Annotated in this window: 17 protein-coding genes and 1 pseudogene; 3 read left to right on the forward strand and 15 right to left on the reverse strand. The window is 60.4% G+C overall.

Annotated features, from left to right (window positions below; translation table 11 throughout):
- The 5 genes and pseudogenes from ABW043_RS21715 to ABW043_RS21735 form a co-directional block, all read right to left on the reverse strand.
- Positions 1–290, reverse strand: a pseudogene (locus ABW043_RS21715) (hypothetical protein); the annotation flags it as partial.
- A 152-nt stretch (positions 291–442) separates the two neighbouring features.
- Positions 443–2,854: a malto-oligosyltrehalose synthase gene (gene treY / locus ABW043_RS21720; RefSeq protein ID WP_353923280.1), complete on the reverse strand. Its 2,412-nt coding sequence runs from the start codon at positions 2,852–2,854 to the stop codon at positions 443–445.
- Positions 2,851–4,698 carry a malto-oligosyltrehalose trehalohydrolase gene (gene treZ / locus ABW043_RS21725; RefSeq protein ID WP_353923281.1) on the reverse strand — a complete coding sequence of 616 codons (1,848 nt, stop codon included), beginning with the start codon at positions 4,696–4,698 and terminating at the stop codon, positions 2,851–2,853. Before treZ ends, treY begins: the two co-directional genes overlap by 4 nt.
- 70 nt (positions 4,699–4,768) lie before the next feature.
- The gene (locus tag ABW043_RS21730; protein ID WP_353923282.1) at positions 4,769–7,321 is read right to left on the reverse strand and encodes an HWE histidine kinase domain-containing protein; all 2,553 of its coding nucleotides are present in this window, start codon (positions 7,319–7,321) and stop codon (positions 4,769–4,771) included.
- 368 nt (positions 7,322–7,689) lie between these two features.
- Complete coding sequence (locus ABW043_RS21735) at positions 7,690–8,598, reverse strand: AraC family transcriptional regulator (RefSeq protein ID WP_353923283.1); 909 nt, start codon at positions 8,596–8,598, stop codon at positions 7,690–7,692.
- A gap of 133 nt (positions 8,599–8,731) precedes the next feature.
- On the opposite strand from ABW043_RS21735, the gene ABW043_RS21740 reads away from it, so the two are divergent.
- Positions 8,732–9,511 carry an SDR family NAD(P)-dependent oxidoreductase gene (locus tag ABW043_RS21740; protein WP_353923284.1) on the forward strand — a complete coding sequence of 260 codons (780 nt, stop codon included), beginning with the start codon at positions 8,732–8,734 and terminating at the stop codon, positions 9,509–9,511.
- A 48-nt stretch (positions 9,512–9,559) separates the two neighbouring features.
- Here ABW043_RS21740 and ABW043_RS21745 read toward each other — a convergent pair whose 3' ends face one another.
- The 9 genes from ABW043_RS21745 to ABW043_RS21785 form a co-directional block, all read right to left on the reverse strand.
- A complete protein-coding gene (locus ABW043_RS21745; protein ID WP_353923285.1) occupies positions 9,560–10,600 on the reverse strand; it encodes an NAD-dependent epimerase/dehydratase family protein in 1,041 nt (346 codons plus the stop codon).
- Positions 10,601–10,621: 21 nt separating this feature from the next.
- Positions 10,622–11,194: a TetR family transcriptional regulator gene (locus ABW043_RS21750; protein WP_353923286.1), complete on the reverse strand. Its 573-nt coding sequence runs from the start codon at positions 11,192–11,194 to the stop codon at positions 10,622–10,624.
- 194 nt (positions 11,195–11,388) lie between these two features.
- The gene (locus ABW043_RS21755) at positions 11,389–11,949 is read right to left on the reverse strand and encodes a hypothetical protein (protein WP_353923287.1); all 561 of its coding nucleotides are present in this window, start codon (positions 11,947–11,949) and stop codon (positions 11,389–11,391) included.
- A 22-nt stretch (positions 11,950–11,971) separates the two neighbouring features.
- Positions 11,972–12,463, reverse strand: a complete 492-nt coding sequence (locus ABW043_RS21760) for a Dps family protein (protein ID WP_353923288.1) — start codon at positions 12,461–12,463, stop codon at positions 11,972–11,974.
- Between the two features lie 25 nt (positions 12,464–12,488).
- Positions 12,489–13,541, reverse strand: coding sequence for a cupin domain-containing protein (locus ABW043_RS21765; protein WP_353923289.1), 1,053 nt, complete (start codon positions 13,539–13,541; stop codon positions 12,489–12,491).
- 113 nt (positions 13,542–13,654) lie between these two features.
- Entirely contained in the window at positions 13,655–14,491 is an 837-nt protein-coding gene (locus ABW043_RS21770) for an alpha/beta fold hydrolase (RefSeq protein ID WP_353923290.1), read from the reverse strand.
- Positions 14,492–14,594: 103 nt separating this feature from the next.
- Positions 14,595–14,960 carry a response regulator transcription factor gene (locus tag ABW043_RS21775; protein ID WP_353923291.1) on the reverse strand — a complete coding sequence of 122 codons (366 nt, stop codon included), beginning with the start codon at positions 14,958–14,960 and terminating at the stop codon, positions 14,595–14,597.
- Between the two features lie 94 nt (positions 14,961–15,054).
- Positions 15,055–15,714 (reverse strand): response regulator transcription factor, encoded by a 660-nt coding sequence (locus ABW043_RS21780; protein ID WP_353923292.1) that lies wholly within the window; start codon positions 15,712–15,714, stop codon positions 15,055–15,057.
- Entirely contained in the window at positions 15,711–17,594 is a 1,884-nt protein-coding gene (locus ABW043_RS21785) for a PAS domain-containing sensor histidine kinase (RefSeq protein ID WP_353923293.1), read from the reverse strand. The genes ABW043_RS21780 and ABW043_RS21785 overlap by 4 nt, the downstream gene beginning before the upstream one ends.
- 366 nt (positions 17,595–17,960) lie before the next feature.
- Between ABW043_RS21785 and ABW043_RS21790 the strand changes: the two genes are divergently transcribed.
- Entirely contained in the window at positions 17,961–18,608 is a 648-nt protein-coding gene (locus tag ABW043_RS21790) for a YoaK family protein (RefSeq protein ID WP_353923294.1), read from the forward strand.
- Between the two features lie 69 nt (positions 18,609–18,677).
- Here the strand turns inward: ABW043_RS21790 and ABW043_RS21795 are convergent, their stop codons facing one another.
- Positions 18,678–19,583: a LysR family transcriptional regulator gene (locus tag ABW043_RS21795; RefSeq protein ID WP_353923295.1), complete on the reverse strand. Its 906-nt coding sequence runs from the start codon at positions 19,581–19,583 to the stop codon at positions 18,678–18,680.
- Positions 19,584–19,838: 255 nt separating this feature from the next.
- On the opposite strand from ABW043_RS21795, the gene ABW043_RS21800 reads away from it, so the two are divergent.
- On the forward strand, positions 19,839–21,113 hold the full coding sequence (locus ABW043_RS21800; RefSeq protein WP_353923296.1) for an ABC transporter substrate-binding protein: 1,275 nt from the start codon (positions 19,839–19,841) through the stop codon (positions 21,111–21,113).
- The last annotated feature ends 48 nt before the right edge of the window (positions 21,114–21,161 follow it).

Consider the following 21,161-nt stretch of genomic DNA (forward strand, 5'->3'; position numbering starts at 1 on the left):
ACCAGCGAGAGGCGGTCGCGGGCGGCGAGGTCGGGCAGCATCCTTCCCAAGTCTGCACGCTGGAAGCACGGGCTAACATCGGTATGGAACTGGTACTGAACAAGGGCGAAACGCCCATAGCTTTGCCGATTGGCAAACGGGTCTGCCGCCATGATTCGCCCATCGAGGGATTCATGGGTAGGCCGGGTCCGCTCGCGCAAGACCTGCAGCAGGCTGATATCTTGAGCCGGACGTTCGAGTTGTTCTGTCGTCATCGGATCAATCCCAATTGCTTCATTTTCAAAGAGCACCGCACCAAATCACCTGGCGCCGATAGCCACGGTAACCGCGGTCTGGTCGGACTTTCAACTCTCACTCGCTTCCCACCGTTATGCTGTGGACAGGACGCACGCTCCTAGAGGTATATGGCCACCCAACAATTCACGGCCGCCCAAGATCGCCGTCAAGGGCCAAGTCCAGACATAACCACGAGTACTGGCCCGTTCGCTGAGCCGATGATGACCTTGCCGTCGTTGAAATGATCCGGCAGTTGGTCCCGGTGACCCGGTGACAGGTCAGCAATGATGGTCAGGGCCAATTCCCCATGTTGCCGTCGAAAGGCGAGGCAGTCCGAGCCCATCTGCAGTGGCGTGTAGCTGCCCTCCGCGAAAAGGCGAGGGTGGTCTCGCCGCAGCGCCAAAAGCCGTTGGGTCATTACCAGTTTGTCATCCCGGCCCACCTGCGGCTGGGACAATCGGTTCTGGAGGAAAGAAAAGTCCAAAGCCCTTCGGTTGTCGGGATCAACGAAGCTTTGTTCCCAGTCTTCCGCGCCGCGATAAATGTCTGGGATGCCGGGGATTGTGCATTTCAGCGTCAACTGGATCAGCGCTTTGCGCCGGCCGATCTCCTCGTATGTCTTCCTGACGGCGTTGAAGCTTGTCAGGAAAGCAGTGTTGGTGAGGATCGAGTCGACGAGGTCCCCGATCTGCTTTTCATAAACGAGGTTGTTGACACCCCAGTCGCTGCGTTGACGGGCCTCGCGCAGGGACTTCGTCATGGCGCCTTTTAGGCGGGCGGCCAAATCATCTGTGGTGCTCGCGATCGGCCAGCCGCCGAGGAGGAGCTGGAAGAGCAGATAGAGATCATTTGGGTGAATGCGATCCGCCTCGTGACCCAGGGCGGATCGCCATTCGGCCAGGGCCCTGCCCCATCGGTCCGGTTCATCGGCGATGGCAGCAATGATGAGGCGGATATCTTCACCGCGCTTGGTGTCGTGGGTGGAGGTGCTCACAAGGCAATTGGGGTGATGCCGCAAGCGCCGGATGTTGCTGTCGTGAAAACTCGCGACTGAGCGACTGAACCGATCAGGATGAGCGCCGACCTCATTGAGAGAAACCAGCCTGTTGTAGCGATAGAGGGCCGTGTCCTCGAGGCCCTTGGCCATGACAGGGCCGGTGAATTGCTGGAAGCCGCCAATGATATCGGCGGAACTGTCGGTATCGTAGTCCTTGCTCAGGGTGCCGAAAAGTATTCCCTCGATGAACGCAAAGACGGCCGGTTGAATCTGTGGTTGAGATCGGCGTGCCCGCGCGACGGCGAGGGAGATTTCCCGACGATCTCTGGACGCCAATCCATCACCGTCGGCATAGGTGCGATAGACGCCGAGATGCGCGATCACCTCGCGCCAAGCGCGGCGCAGGGCCTGTTCGGTCAGATCGGCGGTGGCGGGAACCGACCAGGCCAAATGGGCCGTGCGACGGCCGAGATTGTTCAGTTCGACCGCGAGTTCGTTGTCCATCACCCGCAGTTTGCAGTCGTACGCTTCCTCTTGGGGCGACGGGGTGGGCCCAACAAAGGCATCGTAGATTGCGGTGACCTGCGCCTCCCCGCACTTCTGCGTCAGCAGACGGGTCAGCTCGGCGCCGATCTCATATCCGGTGGTGCCGTCGACTGGCCATTCCGGGCGCAGATACTCGTGGGGCGCGAGGATCTTTTCGATGGCGAGATAGATTGGCTTTGGCGATTGGGCCTGGAGCGTTTTTAGATAGCCGAGCGGATCGAGCAGTCCGTCTATGTGATCGATACGAAGGCCGTCGATTAGACCTTCCGCAATCAGCAGGAAGATCAGCTTATGGGCATGGTCGAACACGGCAGGACGATCGATACGAATGCCGGCGAGCTCGTTGTTGATGAAAAAGCGCCGGTAGTTGATTTCGTCCTGCGCCGTCGCAAAGTGGGCAAGACGCCAATGCTGCCGGGCGATGAGTTGGTGCAGCTTTTCGGGCAACGCGTAGTCTAAAATTGCCGCCTCAGGAGTCTTGTATTGCTTTAGGAGAAGCGCGTTGTCCTCCGGACGGAGCGGCAGTTTTTCCTTGTCATAGGCCCAGACGGCGAACCCATCATCGTCGACCTTGAGGCTGATATCGCCATTCGCCAGCGCCTCGGCGTAAGTCGTTCCGAGAAACGGCACCAACAGTTTGCCCGCCATTCCGGGGTGAGGCGGGTTCCAATCCACGTCGAACCAATCGGCATAGCGGCTTGCCGGACCATGGCGCAGAAGGTCGAGCCAGAGCCAATTGCTGGAGCCTCCGACACCCATGTGATTGGGAACGAAATCGAGGATAATCCCCATACCCCTCGCCTTGAGTGCGGAGGCGAGCGTGCGAAAACCCTCAATGGTGCCGATCTCGGGGTTGATCAGGGTGTGGTCGACCGTGTCGTAGCCATGCGTACTGCCGGGCTGCGCCTTGAGGATGGGTGAGAGATAGGCGTGGCTGACGCCAAGCTGATCGAGGTAAGGCACCAGCGCCTTCGCGTGGGCCAGGGTAAAATCCTTGTTGAGCTGCAGGCGATAGGTAGCGCGCGGCGGCATCATTGGCTGATCTCACTGCGCAAAATGACGGCGCAGTCGGACGGCATTATCCAGAAGTGCCGGGGATCAACAGGGCGGCGGCCAGCACCGTCATAGTCGGGGTGTTCGCTGGACCAAGCGAGCGTCCATTCATGGCCATCGGGAGGCGCCAGCAATGGCTCGGCGGTGACTGCCATGGGAAGGTCCTGTCCGAGATTGAGAAGGATCAGGCGATGGCCCGCGGGGTCTGGCGTCAGATAGCGCAACAACAGGGCGCCTGACCCGAGCACCGCGCCGTCAACGCGCCTTTCGATCGCTTGCGAAAAGGTGGCGTCGGATCGGCGCAAGGCGAGAAGATCGCGGTGAAGTGCCACAATGCCAGAATGGCGCTCAACCTCGGTCCAATCGAGCTTGCTTTGGGCGAAGGTCGCAGGGTCTGCCGGGTCTGGCAGTCTTTCGAGCATTGCCGGATCGGTCACCCCAGGAAAATTACTGAGCGATGCCTTGCGGCCTTCAGCAACGGCTTTGGCGTGGTCGCCCGTGATACCGAAGAAATAAAGGAAGGGGCGGGTCGAGGCGAATTCCTGACCCTGGAAGAGGCACGGGGTCTGCGGACCAAGCAGCAACAGCGCCGTGATGGCGCGGAGGCGTGCAGGGCCGACCAACGAACTCAGACGAAAACCGCGGGGCGAGTTGGCGACCTGATCGTGATTTTCGAGAAAATGAACGAAATGCTCGGGCGGGGTATCAAGATTGTAAGTGCCGTAAGCCTTGTCGCGCATATCCGAGCGCTGGCCCTGGTAGAGAAAGCCGTACTTCAGGGCAGAGATGAGCTCCTGCGGCGTGCCGGCGTAATCGCGATAATAAAAATCGTTGTGGCCGGTGACGGCGACGCGCATGGCGTGCTGAAAATCGTCGCTATACATGGCATCGACGCCGTAGCCACCTGTGGCTGGCGCTTCGATCATTCTGCGTTGCTGGGGCTGGTTTTCGACCGCCATGTATACGGTTCGCGGCAGCGCTGCCGCGCGCACTGCCTTGGTGAGTTCGGCAAGGATATGCTCGGCGCTACTGTCGAACATGGCTTGAACGGCATCAATCCGAAGTCCATCGATGTGAAAATCGCTGATCCAATAGACTGCGTTTCCGATGATAAAATCGCGCACGGCTCGAGCGCCCTGCCCGTCGAAATTGAAACCGGCACCCCACTCGTTTTCGTAGCGGCTCGTCAGGTAAAGATCGGAATAGGCGCGGTAGTGGTCATCTAGGCCAACGTGGTTATAGACCATATCGAGGATCACCCCGATGCCGACACCATGGGCTGCGTCGATGAAGGCACGCATGTCCTCCGGAGAGCCATATGGAGCGAACGGCGCATAGGGTAGCGTCGTGTCGTAGCCCCAACCAAAGCTTCCGGCGAAAGTGCCGATTGGCATGATCTGGACAACCGTGACGCCGAGGTTTTTGAGGAAATCAAGCTTGCTGCCCGCAGCGCGCCAAGTGCCTTCCTCGGTGAAGGTGCCGATGTGAAGCTCGTAGATTACTTGGTTGAGGTTGGGGACGCCGCGCCAGCCCTGATCAGACCACGGATAGTCATTGGAAACGACCACCGATGGTCCCTGATTTCCGTCCGGTTGCCAGCGCGACGCCAGGTCAGGGACGGGTTCGCCACCGTCAAGCCGAAACCTATAGCGCGCTCCAGCGCCGACGCCTGCTACCTCTCCACCAAAGTATCCGTCGTCCAGCGCGTCGAGAGGGAAGCTGGCTCCCTCCATCTCGACAGACGCCTCCCGGCGCCCGGGCGCCCAAAGAAGAAACTGGGTGCCGATCTCACTGGGAACTGCACCGAAAATTCTGTGTGGCGACATGGGGAACTCGCGCGGGGAGCGAGACTACAGAACGGCCGCTTCCGTCCGAAGTTCCGAGACGCCTACGACCTTATTGCCGCGATGGGCTTGCCAGGATGTTGCGCAACTGGCCGAGTATGACCTCCCTTTCATAGGGTTTGCGCACAACAGGCACACCGCTGAAGTCATCAGGGATGATGCCGCCGTCGCCATAGCCGGTCGCGAAGATGAAGGGCACGCCTATCTCCTGCAAATGACGGGCAATGGTTTCGGACGTTCCATCACCGAGGTTTACGTCCAGCACAGCCACATCGGGCGTATTCCTGGCGAGAATGGCAAGCGCATCGCGCGGCGAGGTGGCGGTTCCAAGAATAGACAGGCCTGCACCCTCGAGCATCTGTTCGAGATCGATGGCGATCAGCATCTGGTCTTCAACGATCAGTGCGGTCTTGCCATCCAAGTCATGATTGCTAGCGACCGTTGCAGCAATGGCGTCGTTCTGTCGAACTGCGACCGTCGGCGCGCGCAGCGACACGAACCGCGCAGGCAGCCGGAACTGCGCGACGACGCCTTCGGGGCGATAGTCCACATCGCTTTCTCCGCCGAGATCGAAGGGAATGCTGCGCTTGATCAACATGCTGCCAAAACCGCGCCTCTCGGGCGGCTTGACGGGAGGACCGCCGGCTTCGAGCCAGGTAATGCGACAAGCGCCGGCTTCATCGATGCTCCAACGCACAGAAAGCCGGCCCTCTGGACGCGACAGCGCGCCATATTTGGCGGCGTTAGTCGAGAGTTCATGGAGGACCAGCGCCATGATCGAGAAGGCGCGAGCATCCATCCAGACATGTGGGCCCTGAAGGTCGATTGCATCGCCTGTACCGCGATAGGGCATGAGCTCAGCATCGAGCAGATCAAAGAGCGCGCCGCCACCCTCGCCGCGAACGACTTGGTCGTGGGCCAGAGACAGCGCCTGAATGCGCCCCCGGAGGGAAGCGACGTAGTTTTCGAGCGTCTCGCCATCGTCCGTCGGAAGGCTGACGAGGGAGCGAATGACGGCGAGAATGTTCTTTACGCGGTGATTAAGCTCCTCGTTGAGCATGCGCTGGCGCACTTCGGCCTTGGCGCGTTCGTCGGCAAGAAGCTCGGAATGCTGCAGGATCACCTCGACGAGAGCAGACCGCGCAGCTTCGGCAAATTGGCGCTCAGGCTCGGTCCAAGGGGCCGATTGGAGATGAACCGTTTCCTTCCAGATGGCGAAGCTTTTTCTCGGGGTAAGGCGGTCTCCCAATGGACCGGTTTCATAGACCTTGTCAGGATTGCCGGCCCAATCGAGCGTGTGCACCAGTTCCTTGCGGAAGAAGTAGAGAAAGTCGCGTGGCCTTTGCGAGAGCGGGACCACCAGCATGCCCGCGGCGCGATCGGCATAGCTTTCGGCGGATGGCACGACGTTCGAGAGTTTGTTGGAGGCCCAGATTTGCCCCTCGGCCACCGTTTCGGCAAAACCGCTGAGCACCCCGATTGCTTCGGGCGGCGGCGTCGAGCCAATGGTTGTGAGCTGACCATCGAGCCACATCGCCAGTCCATCCGCGGCGATCAGCTTTCCAAAATCGGGCAGCTTTTCCCGCAGGGTGTCATTGATATCCTGCACGCCGACCGCGTGGCGCAAGAAACTATCCAGCGCTTCGCGGGCGGCCTCGGCCGCGTCGAGCGTCTCTTTGCGCCGCAGCGCATTGAGGTGAAGCGAGAAAAATTCGCCGAACATCTCTGCCGCGACCCGCTGCGCCATGGAGAGTGTTCGCTTGTCATAGTGGTGGCAGGCGATCAGGCCCCAGAGCGTGCCATCGACGATGATCGAGATCGACATGGACGCGCCGACGCCCATATTGCGCAGATATTCGCAGTGGATCGGGGAAACGCTGCGCAGATGCGCGAATGACAGGTCCAGCGGCTCGCCGGATGCATCAAGCACCGGCATAACCGGTATGCGTTCGAAGTTGGCATCGGAGATGATGCGGATGGTGTTTTTCAGATAGAGCGCGCGTGCCTGCTGCGGAATATCGGTTGCCGGGAAATACTGGCCAAGAAAGCTTTCGAGATCCGGTCGCTTGGTTTCGCTCACCACTTTTCCGGCGCCGTCATGGCCGAACTGATAGATCATCACCCGGTCATAACCGAGCGCCGCCTGGATAAGACGGGCGGCATCCTTGGTCAGCTTTTCGATACTGTTGATCGTCGCGATGCGACCGATCATGGTGCGAGCCAGTTCCAGCGGGTGCGCTGCATCCTCGCCCATGGGCTCGCATTCGATGATCGAACTGCCCTTGAAGCGGTGCACGGCAATATCGAAACTGCTGCCATTGGCTAGGGTTTTGCCGAACAGCAGCGCAGCGCGACCACCGGCTGGCGCGCGGGCAAGTGCGTTTCGGATGTCGTGCGCGTTTGCGCTACCCAATAGCGCTTCCAGCTTGGTCCCGTTGATCTCGCCCTCGACGCCCAGCATCTCGGCAGCATTCAGAGAATGGCGGAGCACTTCGCTGGCCGTCGCGTCGCAGGCAATCAGGCAACCGTGGGGCTGGATGCTGCCGGGAATATGAATGGGTTCACGGTCGCAATTGGTCAGGTCGACCTTGGTGGTCTCAGTCATCATGTCTGGTTTGGCGAAGGTGTAATTGATGGGATGATGGCGCGGGGATCGAGATGGCCATAGCTATCGTCCCTGTGCACGACAGGGGCGAACCTATGTTGATCTGGAGGCACTGGAGCGCTCCGTTCTGCAGCCACCCTAAGGGCGGGGTACGGCGGTGTCATATAACAATGCTAATGCCCGGATGCGTTTCGCCAAGTTCCATAAAGCGCGAGAGCCCGTTTCGTTTCACGGCGCTGAATTTATCGGGACTTTCCGGCGGATCGGCTGTCTCGGCAACGGGCCCGTGAGGCAGAATGTCATTTCTTCGCACCATTCGGACCAAACCAGACGATTGATAAATCCAACGCTTAGCCGTGCACGGGCTGCTAGCGCATTACGGCCGAAGCTGTGCTGAGGCGTCTCGATAGTGTGTCTCGTTTGGGCGGCAGGCCATAAAAGCGCGAATAGTCGCGCGAGAACTGGCCCGCACTCTCATAGCCCACTGCAAAAGCCGCACTGGTGACATTGTCGGCGCCAGCATCAAGAATTCGCCTGGCCTCCACGAGCCGCAACTGCTTCTGGTACTGGATGGGCGTCACCCGCGTCAGGGCCTTGAAGTGACGGTGGAACGACGTCAGGCTCATCCCCACCGCCGCGGCCAGATCCTCGACATGGATGGTCGTTGCAAAGTCGCTACGCAGAATGGCCAAAGCGTCTTCGACGCGGCTGGATGGGCCCTCTGGCCTGACAAGGGCAAGGAGCTCGGAGCCAGCGTCGCTCCTGAGCAGCCAGTAACTCAGTTCCCGCAGCAAACCCGGATAGAGGATCGGCAGGGAGTCGGTTGTCTCCAGCAGGCGCGCTAGCCGCACCAGACAGTCGATGACTTCGGGCCCAAGCACGTGGACAGATAAGCCTATGTTGGCCGAGGCCGCCTTTTTGTCTTCGGGGCCAAGCATAGCCGCCACTTCGCGCAATACCGCGACGTCGAGCTCGATGGAAACACCAAGGAACGGTCGTTCGGCGCTGGCGCGGGTAATCACGCCCTTGGCGAGGAGAGAAACGCTGACCAGCAGCCCCTCGCCTTCGGCGTAGTCGAGGACCTGTTCGCCGAGCCAGACCTGCTTGGCGCCCTCGACCACAACGCCAAGGGCGGGACGATAGATGGCGTAATCAGGCAATTTCTGCGCTTCGGCGTGGCCGATCACCATTCCCGGAATGAGCGTTTGGAAGACGCCAAAGTCTTGTTCCTGACGAGACAGATAGAGCTTGAGGGCGTCTTTCAGGTCGGTGAGCATTTCGTCTCCTTCAACGCACTATTCCTGGCGAAATTGGTAGTATTTGGCAAGAAATTTACACTCACTGACAAGCAGCATCGGCCCGTTTGCAGGATTGTCCCGGTCCCTCCAACAACCATGCGGATCAGCGATCATGTCCATCAATCCCAAAATTGCTCTCATCACCGGCGGTAGCCGCGGGCTCGGCCGAAACACCGCGCTGCATCTGGCGCGTCGTGGCGTCGACGTCATCGTGACCTATCAGACGAGCGAAGCGGCGGCGCAGGCCGTCGTCGAGGAATGCCTCGCCGTTGGCCGCAAGGCCGTTGGCCGCAAGGCCGTCGCCCTGCACTATGATGCCAACCACATTGCCGGGATCGACGAATTCGCTGCTGTCGTGCAGCAGGCGCTCGCAACGACCTGGAATACCGACCAGTTCGACTTTCTCGTCAACAATGCCGGTGCCCATGCGCCGGCGCCGTTTGGCGAAATCACCGAAGCGGACTTCGATCGCCTCTCGAATGTTCACTTCAAGAGCGTCGTCTTCCTGACCCAAAAACTCCTGCCGCTGCTTCGCGATGGTGGCCGGATCGTCAATGTGTCCACGAGCATGACGCGTCACGCCAATGCAGGAAGCGCCGCCTATGCCTCGATGAAGGGCGCAATCGAAGTGCTGACGCGGTTCATGGCGGTGGAACTTGGGCCGCGCGGAATTTCCGTCAACGCGATCGCTCCCGGGCCGGTTGCCACCGATTTCTTCGGCGGTGCGGTGCGCGACATTCCCCAGGTTCAGGAATTCGTCACCGCCAATACAGCTCTCGGCCGGACGGGTGTGCCGGATGATATCGGCCCATTCATAGCCTCTCTTCTCTCCGATGACAGCCGCTGGCTCAGTGGGCAGCGGCTCGAAATCTCGGGCGGCATTTTCCTCTAGGCGAAGAAGCAACGGGGCGGATAAAAATCCGCCCCGTTCCATGTGGTCTCAACGCTGAGTGTTTCGGCTCGCTGCCGCCATTTCGGCAAGACCGGCCTCCCGGCTCATGACGGGCGCGTAGCCGAGTTCGCGCCGGGCCTTGCCGATATTGAGCGTGATCGACACGGCGGAGGTTGCGTAGGCCTGCAGGGTCAGCGGCGCGGTGAACTTGCCACCCGAGACCTTATGCAGCCAGTCGCCAAGACCGGCGATCAACCGCAGCAATGCGCGCGGCACGGATTTCTCCGGCACCTTGACGCCCTGCGTCGCCATGAGTGCGGTGGCAAAATCGCGAAAGCGGACGGGCTCGTCGTCGCCGAGGAAATAGACCTCGCCGCCCTTGCCCCTGGCGATCGCCAACTCGACGCCGTGGCAGAGATTGGCAATGTGGGTTGTCGTCGTGAGGTAGTCACCGCCGCTAATCCAGGCAAATTGCCCTGACTTAACCGCTCCCAAAAGGTTAGGCAGGGCCGTCGTGTCATCGCGCCCCCAGACGAAGCGAGGACGAACCGCGACGACCTCCATCCCCACATCATTATAGGAGAGGGCGCAGCGCTCCGCTGCCGCCTTGCTGCGGGAATAGGAGCCCGCGGGACGGCGCGGCAGGGGATGGCGCTCATCGACATTGACCAGGGGCCGGCCGTCGGCCAGCACGGATTCCGTGCTCAGGAGGATTGCCCGCTGAATGCCCGCCGCCCGCGCCGCCTTGAACACTGCTCTCGTGCCCTCCTCATTGACGCGCTGCTGGCTCTCCGTACCGGGGCCGTGGTCGGTATCGGCAGCGGCGTGTATCAACACGTCACATCCTTCCATGCCCCGCACCAGATCGGTGCCGAGCAGGTCGCCCGAGAAGGGCGTCGCGCCAAGTTCCGCGACAGTCCGCTCGGACTTCGGGGACCGCGCTAGTGCGGTGACAGGGATGCCCTTGGCTACAAAATGGCGGATCAGGTTGCGCCCGACATAGCCGCTCCCACCCGTGATGAAAATTCCGGCAATGGGCCAAGCGGTGGCGCTCGCCGCGGCAGCAGCCGCGTCGTTTCGGTCAGTCATGTTCGTTTTCCGTGTTGAGGGTTAGCTGCCGGCCTCGTCGTCCGGCGGGGTTACAGTCACCAGCCAGCCGATCTCACGGATGATCCGTGCGCGTTCGTCCGGGCTGAAATGATGGAAGTCCAGATATTCGAGGAATTTCAGCCCCTCGATCGCCAGATAGGCGAGGAGCGCGCCCTGGGGGGAGGATGCGGTTTCGATGATCCGATTGATCGTCTCCGCCTGGCTCTTCTGCATGCGCGAGCGCAAATCGGCATCGAGGGTCAGCGCCATGCTGAGGCTGAGGGCCACCGGCTTGAACTCCTCCGGCGGCGGCTCGGACGCCACCTTTATGCGCCCACGAATGGCGACACTATCCGGAGATGCCAGTTCGGCTTCGGCTGCAGCGTGATGCTCCCGATCAAAGCGAAAGGCACGCTCGACAATCGCCTCGATCAGCGCCTGCTTGGTCTTGAAGTCATAAATGACGCTGGCCTTGCTGATACCGGCCTCAGCGGCCACGGCATCGAGCGTCAGGCTGGCTGCGCCCAACCGGGCAACGACGGCCTCTCCGGCATCAAGAATGGCCTGCTGATCTATGACGCGCTTTCGTCCCACGATCCATACTCATTTATTTCCGACCAGATGGTTATAAAAAGAGACAGTTGGATCGTCAAGACGAAATCGAGGTTTGACGCAGAGCGCCAGCTCGGGCGGCGCAGCGAGCCAATTATGATAGCTGCAATGGGGTCGCGGCCGGACCCTTAAAATGGCTAGGGGCTGCGGCGATTTATGCCGCCGCCCCTGGCTGATCAGGCCGCAGACCTTGCGGTTATTTTCGCACGCGCAGCGCGGGCGATGCTTTCGGCAAATAGCGGCGTTTCGCGGCTATTGTGGTCGCCGCTGGCCGACTGGCGCGCAGTTGCGGCTTCTTGGAAGGTCTGGCCGTGCGCGGCGATAAAAGTCAAAAACGCATCAGTAGGGTGCGATGTGACGCGATTGGTGTAGCGCGTGCGCCCGCCCTCGATAGGCTCGGCGATCAACTCCCAGATGACGTTGACCGTGCTGCGCTCACCCATTGCAGTGAAGACGTCAGAAATCGAGTTCATCCGGCAGTATGACGCCGTCGCCTCTTCGGCGATGTAGTGCTGGATAACGAGACCGGAGCCGATCTTTTCAACGTTGATGGACATCCGGCGACCATCGTCGGTGACAGTCGCGCCGCAGGCGATGTGATCCGGCGGACAGCAGCGCTGGTATTCCGCCTCAGGAAGGTTGAACAGCCATTCGGCGATATCGACCTGATCGAAGGCCACGTCGATATCGTGAGAGAAGGCGGATTGCGACAGCAGTTTTTCGAGCACGACTTTCATGATCTCTTCCTTCGAACCGGGTTTAGCGGCGGGTGGTTTCGAACAGGAACCAGGCCCGGCGTTCGGTTTCGTCGATCCAGTTTTCGATCAGGCTCGCCGTCGCGACATCGTTGTGTTCGTCGGCAGCAGCGTGGGTCGCACGCAGGTAGGCGGCAAATTGCCGGTTGTCGCTGGCAAGCTCGGCAATCATGTCTTCGGGGGTGACATAAGGAGCGTCGTTGTCAGGGATACGCTGCAGGCGGGAGATGTGGCCGATCGAGCGCAATGTGGTTCCACCGACCTTGCGGGCGCGCTCCGCGATCTCGTCCGTCATGGCGAGGATCTGGTCGGACTGTTCGTCGAGCATCAGGTGATAGTCGCGAAAATGCGGCCCCGACATATGCCAGTGAAAGTTCTTGGTCTTGAGATAGAGCGCGAAGGTGTCGGCCAGGAGGGTTGTCAGGGCCGCGGCGACATCACGGGTGGCATTCTCGCCGAGATCAGATGGGGTGCGAAGGGCGTTGTTGGCTGGCATTTTGGGTTTCCTTTGGTTTCGGGATTTAGACGATGGGATCGACAGGATTGGTGCGCGGCACGAGAAGAGGGTCGATCTCGGTGAAGGGGAAATTGGGCAGATCGTCCTCGGCCATGCCCAATGCGGCCGCGATCAGATCGCGCGGATAGACATTGATCAGCGAGCGGTAGCCGACATCGCCTGGCGAGGCCTGGTCGAAGAAGACCAGGACATGAAAGTCACCGTCACCCACGTTCTCGATGTGGTGCGGATAGGCCGGGGGGATGTAGTACGCGTCGCCCGGCCCAATGATGTAGGTGTCGGTGCTGCCATCGGGATCAAGGATGGTCATGCGCCCGGTGCCAGAAAGCACGTAGCCCATTTCGGCGGTTTCAGGGTGCCAATGCGGCTCGCGCATGCCCCTCTCTGTGATCACCACAGAAAACATGGCGATATCGCGGAGAACAGGCCAAACGGCAGACTTGGCGGTATGCGCTGTGCCGGCGGGGAAGGTGATCTGGGGTGGTGTCGCTTCCAGCGAATACTTGTAGGTGTTGATGTGACGGGCTTGCCCCTCGACCAATGACGCCGTCGAAAGCCCGACAATCTTGGGCACAGTCGTTCCGCGGTCGAGCGTTGCGAAAGCGGCAGCGGGCAGATCGTAGGTATTTCCGAGCACCGCGTCGCTCATGGCACCGAATGCGGCCTTCAATCCAAAATCTTCCGGCTTCTCATGCGAGAAAGCCAGGATCAGTTCGGTTCGACCTTCGCTGAGATTCTCGATGCTGTGCATGGCGCCCGAGGGCACGAAGAACATGTCGCCGGCTTCAACCACGAAGCTCTCGCGCTCGGCGTGATTGGCGGCAATGGTGATGAGCGCTTCGCCGGTGGCGCAATAGCCAAGCTCATGGGCATTGGCGTGCCAGTGCGGCTCGCGCACGCCGCCTTTTTCCAGCACCAGCCGGCGCAGGGAGAGGCGATGCAGAAGAGCTAAGGTTAGGGCGTCCATATGCGAAATGAACCCGCGTGGGCCACTGAAGCGTGGTGTCTCCTGGCCGAGGCGAACGACGTGGCGCGATGGCGTAGCGCTGGTATCCATGAAGGAGCTCCTTGTGGGATTTTGTCGATGGAGACAGGCTAGATCGTGCCTTTGCCTACCTCCATCGAACGTCGGGGTGATGCGGCCATACCTTTGTATGGTCCGGTTCGACCTCAGCCGCGGATGAACGCAAGCAGATCGGCGTTGATGACATCGGCATGGGTCGTCGCCATGCCGTGCGGATAGCCCGGATAGGTCTTGAGCGTGCCGTGCTTGAGCAACTTGATGGAAAGCAGGGCAGAATCGGCGATTGGGACGATCTGGTCGTCTTCGCCGTGGAGGACGAGAGTGGGAACCTCGATCAGGCGAAGGTCGTCGGTGAAATCTGTCTCGGAGAACGCCGCGATGCAGTCGAAATGCGCCTTGGCGCCGCCCATCATTCCCTGCCGCCACCAATTGCGGATCGCGCCTTCCGACACCGCAGCGCCGGAGCGATTGAAGCCGTAAAACGGTCCGGCGGGAACATCGAGATAGAACTGGGCGCGATTGGCTGCGAGAGCGGCACGGAACCCGTCGAAAACCGCTTTCGGCAGGCCGCCTGGATTCTTTTCGGACTTGATCATGATGGGCGGAACCGCGCCGATCAGCGCTGCCTTTGCGACACGGTCGCGGCCGCAGCGTGCGACATAGCGAGCGACTTCTCCGCCACCCGTTGAGTGGCCGACGTGAACCGCGTTACGCAGATCCAGTGCCGCAGCCAGTTCGTTCACGTCGGCAGCGTAGGTGTCCATGTCATGGCCGGTATCGGTCTGGGTAGAGCGCCCGTGGCCTCGCCGATCATGGGCGATGACGCGAAAGCCCTCTGCTGCGAAAAACAGCATCTGCGCGTCCCAGTCGTCTGCGGAAAGCGGCCAGCCATGATGAAAGACGAGGGGCTGGGCGGTCTTGCTGCCCCAATCCTTGTAGAAGAGCCGGGTGCTGTCCCTGAGGGTGATGTATCCGTCGGCCATTGCGTGTCTCCTTGCAGGCGCCTTTGATTGACAAGGCGAGGCTAGGAGCTGGAGCAGGCAAAGATAATCCTACGCTGGATTGACGGCTTCATACCTAAGTATGTCAGGCGACGGCGTCTTCGATGTAGCGCAGCAGCAGGTCCGTTTCCGCGGGCTTTTCAAGGAAAGCACGGGCGCCCGCTTCCATGACGCGTCCGCGAATGGCGTCGGTCGGGAAGGCCGTCATGAAGATCATAGGCGTGGTCGACCCGGTCTGGATCAGCCGGCTCTGCAGTTCGTCACCGCGCATAAGCGGCATCTGCACGTCCGTGATGATGCAGTCGGCGGCCTTGTCGCGGCCCTTGTCGAGAAATTCCACGCCCGAGCTGTACGTCTCGACATCGTAGCCGAACGATCGGAGGAGGTTGGAAAGCGAAGTGCGGACGCCTTCGTCGTCATCGACGATTGCGATGGTCTTGTGTGTGGTCATCTGGGTCTATCGGGTTGGCCGCGCATGGAGCAGGCAGCATTTGGGCCGTTATCGCGCAAAGCCGCCGTCCGGGAAATCATACGGAGGTTTGTGCTCATAGTGCCCTGGCGATCCCCAGGGCCTCGGCCTTGCGCACCAGATCCGCCAGAGTGCGGACGCCCATCTTGCGCATGACATTGCCGCGATGGATTTTGACCGTGATTTCGCTGAGGCCGAGAATACCGGCCACCTGCTTGTTCATCAGTCCGGCAACGACATGGGTCATCACCTCGCGCTCGCGCTGCGTCAGGCTCTCGAACTCCGCTCGGAGATCCCCCAAGGTGGCATTGGCCGCCCTGTTTCTGGCGTCCCGATCTATAGCGGCCATGACGGCGTCGAGCATGTCCTGATCGCGAAACGGTTTGGCGAGAAAGTCGACAGCGCCTGCCTTCATGGCCCTCACAGTCATGGGAATATCGCCATGGCCGGTCATGAACACGATGGGCCGATGAATGCCGCTCCTTTCCAGGTGTTCCTGGAAATCGAGACCGCTGACGCCAGGCAAGCGCACATCGAGCACGATGCAACCGGGCTCGTCCGGCAATTGCGCTGCGAGAAGCTCGCCGGGCGTGGCAAAGAGCCGGGTCGCGAGAGAGACAGAGCGCAGCAGGTTGTCGAGAGCATCGAGGACCGATGGGTCGTCGTCCACGACGGCCACGAAGGGGCCGGCGGAGGCCAATGGCGAGGCAGTCTGATTGCTTGTGTGCCGGATCATGTGGTGCCCAATGCAGAAGCGGGAAGTTTGACGACAAATTCTGCCCCACGCCCCGGATTACCGTTTACGGCGAGCGTGCCGCCATGGGCCTCGACTGTCGTTCGGCATATGGGCAGGCCCATGCCCATACCTTCTGCCTTGGTGGTGTAGAAGGGCTCGAAGAGGCTGGCGAGATGTTCGGGGGCGATGCCGGGACCGCTGTCACGCACCGCAATCTCGATCATGCCGCCCTCGTAGGGCCGAGCAGTAATATGAATTCGCTGTTCCCCGTCCTGACCGGCCATGGCCTGGCTGGCATTGACGAGAAGATTGACCATCACTTGCTGCAATTGCACGCGATCGCCGAGAACCATGGGCAAGCCGGGGGATATGTCCGCGGTAACCTGGGCGCCGGAACGGGCAAGTTCTCGATCGAGCAGCAGGGTCGCATCCTCGATGATTGCGGCGACATCCAGTTCAACCCTTTGGTTCGGTGCCTTTTGTAGGAAAGCGCGGATGCGTTTGACGATTTCTCCCGCCCGCCTCCCCTCGGCGACGACGCGTCCAAGAGAGGTTTCCACTTCGCCAAGCTCCGGGCGATCGCGGCGCAGCCAGCGCAATCCCGCTTCACCATTGGTCACGATAGCCATCAGTGGTTGATTGACTTCATGGGCGATCGAAGCGGTCAGCTCGCCCAGCGTCGCTACGCGCGCCGCGTGGGCCAGTTCGGCGTGAGCCTGTTCCAGCGCATCCTGTGCGTGTCTGATGTCGGTGATATCGATCATGAAGACCAACACGCTGTCGGCATCGTCGGGGCTGGTCGGGAAAGTGATGGTGAAGAGGACGGGCACCAGCCTGCCATCGGTAGCGACAATATTCGTCTCGCCTTCGAAGAATGCATCGCCACGCGCAAACGCGGCCAATGCTCCAGCAAAAGAGCGGTCGGTTTCGGCCAGGATATCGTCGGCGGTGCGATGAGCTGCACGTCCACTGTCAGTGTCGGCGCCGACGATCCGCAAGAGCGCAGGATTGACGCCTTCTATGTGTACCAGGCTGCGTGCTCTCTGCACGAATTCGGACGCAAGTTCCCTCGCGCCGAGATCTTTGAGGGCGGCACGAACGTCCGACCAGTCCTCCTGCACAACACCCATGCGTGTTGCGTCGAACATGCGGCGAAACCGGCGTTCGCTCTGAACAAGCGCGGCATGCGCTGCCTTTCGGTCGGAGACGTCTGTGTGCGTTTCCATAATGCCCAGAATGGCGTTGTCGGGCCCCCGGGCGAGGGCCCACCTGCTCTCGAGGGCAAACGTCTTACCATCGCGCGCCGTATGCTCCATCGCGCCATCCCATCGGCCGGTTTCCAGAAGGGTTCGCTGTGCGTGGGCTCGGTCGAGGGGAAAGATGGTTTTCAGCAGATCATCCGCTCTTTTGCCGATCGCTTCCGCCGCCGACCAGCCATAGGTGTCGGTCGCCGCCCTGTTCCAGAACAGGATGACGCCATCCATGTCCGTTACGAAAATCATGTCATGCGACAGGTCGATGAGTTGCGCCTGCGCGCCAAGGGTCTGCGTCGCGGCCTGGTTGCGCAGGGCCAGCGTCAGGGCAATTGCCAGCGCCGCCATACTGACCAGGGCCCTCAGTGCCGGAGCGTCGCGCAGCGGCAGGCCATGCGAAATCACATAGGCGAGCGCAGTCAGGACGAGGCAGATGACCACTGTGGTCACAATCTCCCAGCGCCGGCCGCTATGTGCGACGAGGAAGATCGCCAGCACATAGAGTACCGCGACCGCCCCCTCGAGAGGCGACAGCACGTCGAACAGGAAGATGCAGGCCGTCAGAATGATGGCCGCCACTCGGTAGACGTTAGGGTTGACGGCCCTGTAGCGAGATTCGAACGGCATCGGGCCTTTATACTCCACAGTCGTATTATCGCAGCGCGGCAGCGGCTACGGAAATAGGTCGATAGCCACTGTGCATCTTCCAAGCCAGATCGTGGTCCATCTGATCCGGAGCGGCGGCAAGCAGCTGGCTCGTGACCTTCTCTAAAGATAATCGCATTCCAGCCCCTCCAGCATCTGATGCTATCCACTTTGCCGGCTATTGCGGAAATTGATACTATACGCAGGTTTAGGTTGGGTCCCAGGCGGCGCTGTCCTTGGTATAGCCGGCTCATTTGAAAGCATAATTTCGGACGCGCTCACCGGAGACCATTTTGGCGCATCTGAAATTCAGAGCCGCCGTCCATGCCAAAAATTTCCCTCCCGCAATTGCACCTCGATGGCACACCCTCGAACGAACTGGCCTTTGCCGGTCTCGGAACTTTGCTGGCCGGTTATGTCAGCGGCCTCGCCTACACCAATCTCGGCAATCTCTATGCCGGCTTTATGAGCGGCAATACCGGGCATCTGGCTCAACAACTGGTTCAGATAAACCCGAGCGGTGCGGGCCTGGCGCTGAGCGTCATTATCGTCTTCGTCTTTGGCGTTGCACTCGGCACCGCGCTTCTCGACAACATGCCTTCGAGATGGTCCCTGACGAGTGTCATCGCAGCAGCAGCCGCATTAGGATTAGTCTCCATATTCCTGAGCCTCGATCACCTCTCGTTCCCATCTGGCCTGGCATTGGTGGGACTGGTAGGCGTTCAATCGGTGTTGCATCGGAAAGTCGACGGTGTTGATCTCGGACGTGGTTATGTCACGGGATACCTCGTCGCGCTGGGAGAGGCGCTGGCACGCCCCCAAACCAGATCTCCCGCCCTTCTCAGCTTTGCCGCTTGGCTACTTTTGCTCCTGGGTGTTTTCCTCGGAACGGCAGCGGTGGCTCTCCTGGGCCAGACTGGGGGAACGGTCTTCGTCTTGACTATGCTGATCTTGGCGGAGGGGATGCTTTGGCGCCGTCAACAAACTTCCCTTTGAGTCTGTAGCCCTCCTGCTCCCCCGATGAATTTTTCGACATACCCGAAACGAGAGTTCGTCGCTTTGCCTTCACGAAGCTGGAACGACGAGGCTTGTTTCGGGTGCAAACTGGCGAGCGAGTCGGAGAAAGTCCCGCAGCACGGGCTTCTCCAGCGCGCGCACCGGATACACGGCACCTGACTCCTGCAATGATCCCATGCCGGCGCCGTCGCCCATATCGACGGTTCGTATACCAAGATCGGCGAACAGGCGAACGAACCCACTCGACGCCGACATGAGGAACGGGGAGTCGCGCAGCAGTTGTACCGCATGCATGACAGTGTCGACGCGAGCCGCAAAATCACGCGGCTGGCCGCCCAGATAGCTTGGCCCCATGTCGTCTTCGTAGCCCGGACTGATCCAGCGCTGGTCAAACAGGTCCTGCCTGCCAACCGGTTTTCTGCCGACAAGGGGATGATTGCGATCGGCATAGACATACGTCCCCTGGCTCACCAGAGGCTCGAACCGCAGCGCAGAGGTCGTGTCCTGCCGGCTGACAAATGTACCGAAGGCCAGGTCATAGATTCCGTCGCGTAGACCTTGCAGCCGCTCCGTTTCGTCGACGATCTCAACATGAACGACGGAATTGCTGTGGGTTTCGGCAAAGCGGCGCGTCACCTGCGGCAGAATAACCAGGCCCCAGAGATCCCCGGCCCCGATCCGCAGGATTGCGCGCGACCGCCCCTGCAACTGCGCAATCTCGTCGCGCGCCTCCTCGATGGCTGGCAGGATTCGAACGGCGCGACTGTAAAGCGCTGTGCCAAAGACACTTAACTCCACCCCTGCCCCATTTCGGACGAACAAGGGAGCGCCATAGCTCTCTTCCAGCTTTTGGATCGAACGCGACAGCGCTGGCTGCGAGATATTGAGATGCTTGGCTGCAGCCGAGATCGACCTTCGTCGGGCCACCTCCACAAATTGCTGCAGTTCTTTCATCGACCCATAGCCATGCAAATTACGCATATCATATCGAAGATTTGCATTTGACGTCCAGCCTAAGCGGCGCTTTATTCGTTAATAGCTACAAAAAAGATAGACTATTGCATCGAGGAAATACGCCACTTTGCAACAGCCGATCCATTAATGCGTCATGCTCCAACCAACGCAGGCGACGTGCGAACCAAAGCCTGAAATGCATTTTTTGCATACTACGTCGATACAGGACGAAGATGCTCAGCGAGGGGACTCACAATGAAACTTCTTTTTAGCCGGCGCGCTGCGCTGGCAACGACCGTGCTCACCGCCCTGGGATTGCCCATGGCTTTGGCCCAGGCACAGGACACGGTGCAGCTCGTCTTCCGCCAGTTCGATCCACCCACCGAAATCGCGGGCCTGGTTACCGCGGTAGATGCATGGAATGCGGCCAATCCAAATATCCAGGTAAAGCTCGAAACCCTTGGCGGTGCCGATACTCAGGCGCAGCTCGCGCGCGAAATTCCTGCTGGTGGCGGCCCCGATATTCAGCAGATGGCCTTTGTCTGGACGCGCGACCTGGCCCGCGCCGGTCTCGTCCATGACCTCACCGATCTTGTCGCGGCAAACCCGCCCGCAGCAGGCATCGAGGACTTTCTAGCAACCGATCTCGCAACGCTTGATGGCAAGCTGTTTGGTGTACCGTGGAGTGCCGATACCTTCGCGCTTGCCTATCGTCCCGACCTGCTCGAAGCAGCAGGTGTCACTCTGCCCGACACCTGGGATGAGCTCACCACGACCGCCAAGAAGCTCTCAAATGGCGACGGCCAGTATGGCTTCTGCTTCCCGGCTGGCAGCGCCCCGGATAGTGGCATCTGGACGCTGGTGAACTATTATCTCTGGTCCAATGGCTCCACTCTTGTGGAGGAACCGACACCCGGCCAGTGGCAACTCGGCGTGACCGCCGAGGATCTAACGGCGGCGATGAACTACTTTGACGGCTTCTTTAAGGAAAGCGCGGCTCCCGAAAGCCTGATCACCGTCAATTCCTGGGGCGATCCGGAAATCCTCGGCGGCCTCGGACGTGGTGATTGCGCCATTACCGTCTTCCCGCCACAGACCTTCCGCGCAGCCGAGGCCCAGTCCGAACAGCCCCTGCTGACGGGACAGATCCCCGCTGGCAGCGTCAAGCGAATCTCCCATCTCGGCGGGCGCGCCTTGGGCATCAATGCGAATACCAAGCATCCAGAAGAAGCCTGGCAGTTCCTGAGCTACTTGGTGGGCCCCGAAACCTTCAAGACCTACAACCAGTATCCTGCGCAAAAGTCGCTGCTCGACAATCTGGACTTCCCCGAGACTGAGCAGGGCTATGTGGAAATGCTGCCCCAGGCCCAGACCTTCGAGCGCTACATCTCCTCGCCCATTCCGGTTTCTTCCATGACAGCGGTGATCAACCGCGAGTTCGGCGCAGTGTTCTCCGGCCAACGCACGTCCGAGGAAGCCAGCGTGGTCGTGCTTGAAGAACTCGAGGCACTCCTCGCCAAGGGCAAGTAAGTTACGATGGCCGGCATCGACACCATCGCCACCGACAAACGCGCGCCG

It is taken from the genome of Devosia sp. (genome assembly GCF_040509215.1).
Taxonomy (GTDB): domain Bacteria; phylum Pseudomonadota; class Alphaproteobacteria; order Rhizobiales; family Devosiaceae; genus Devosia.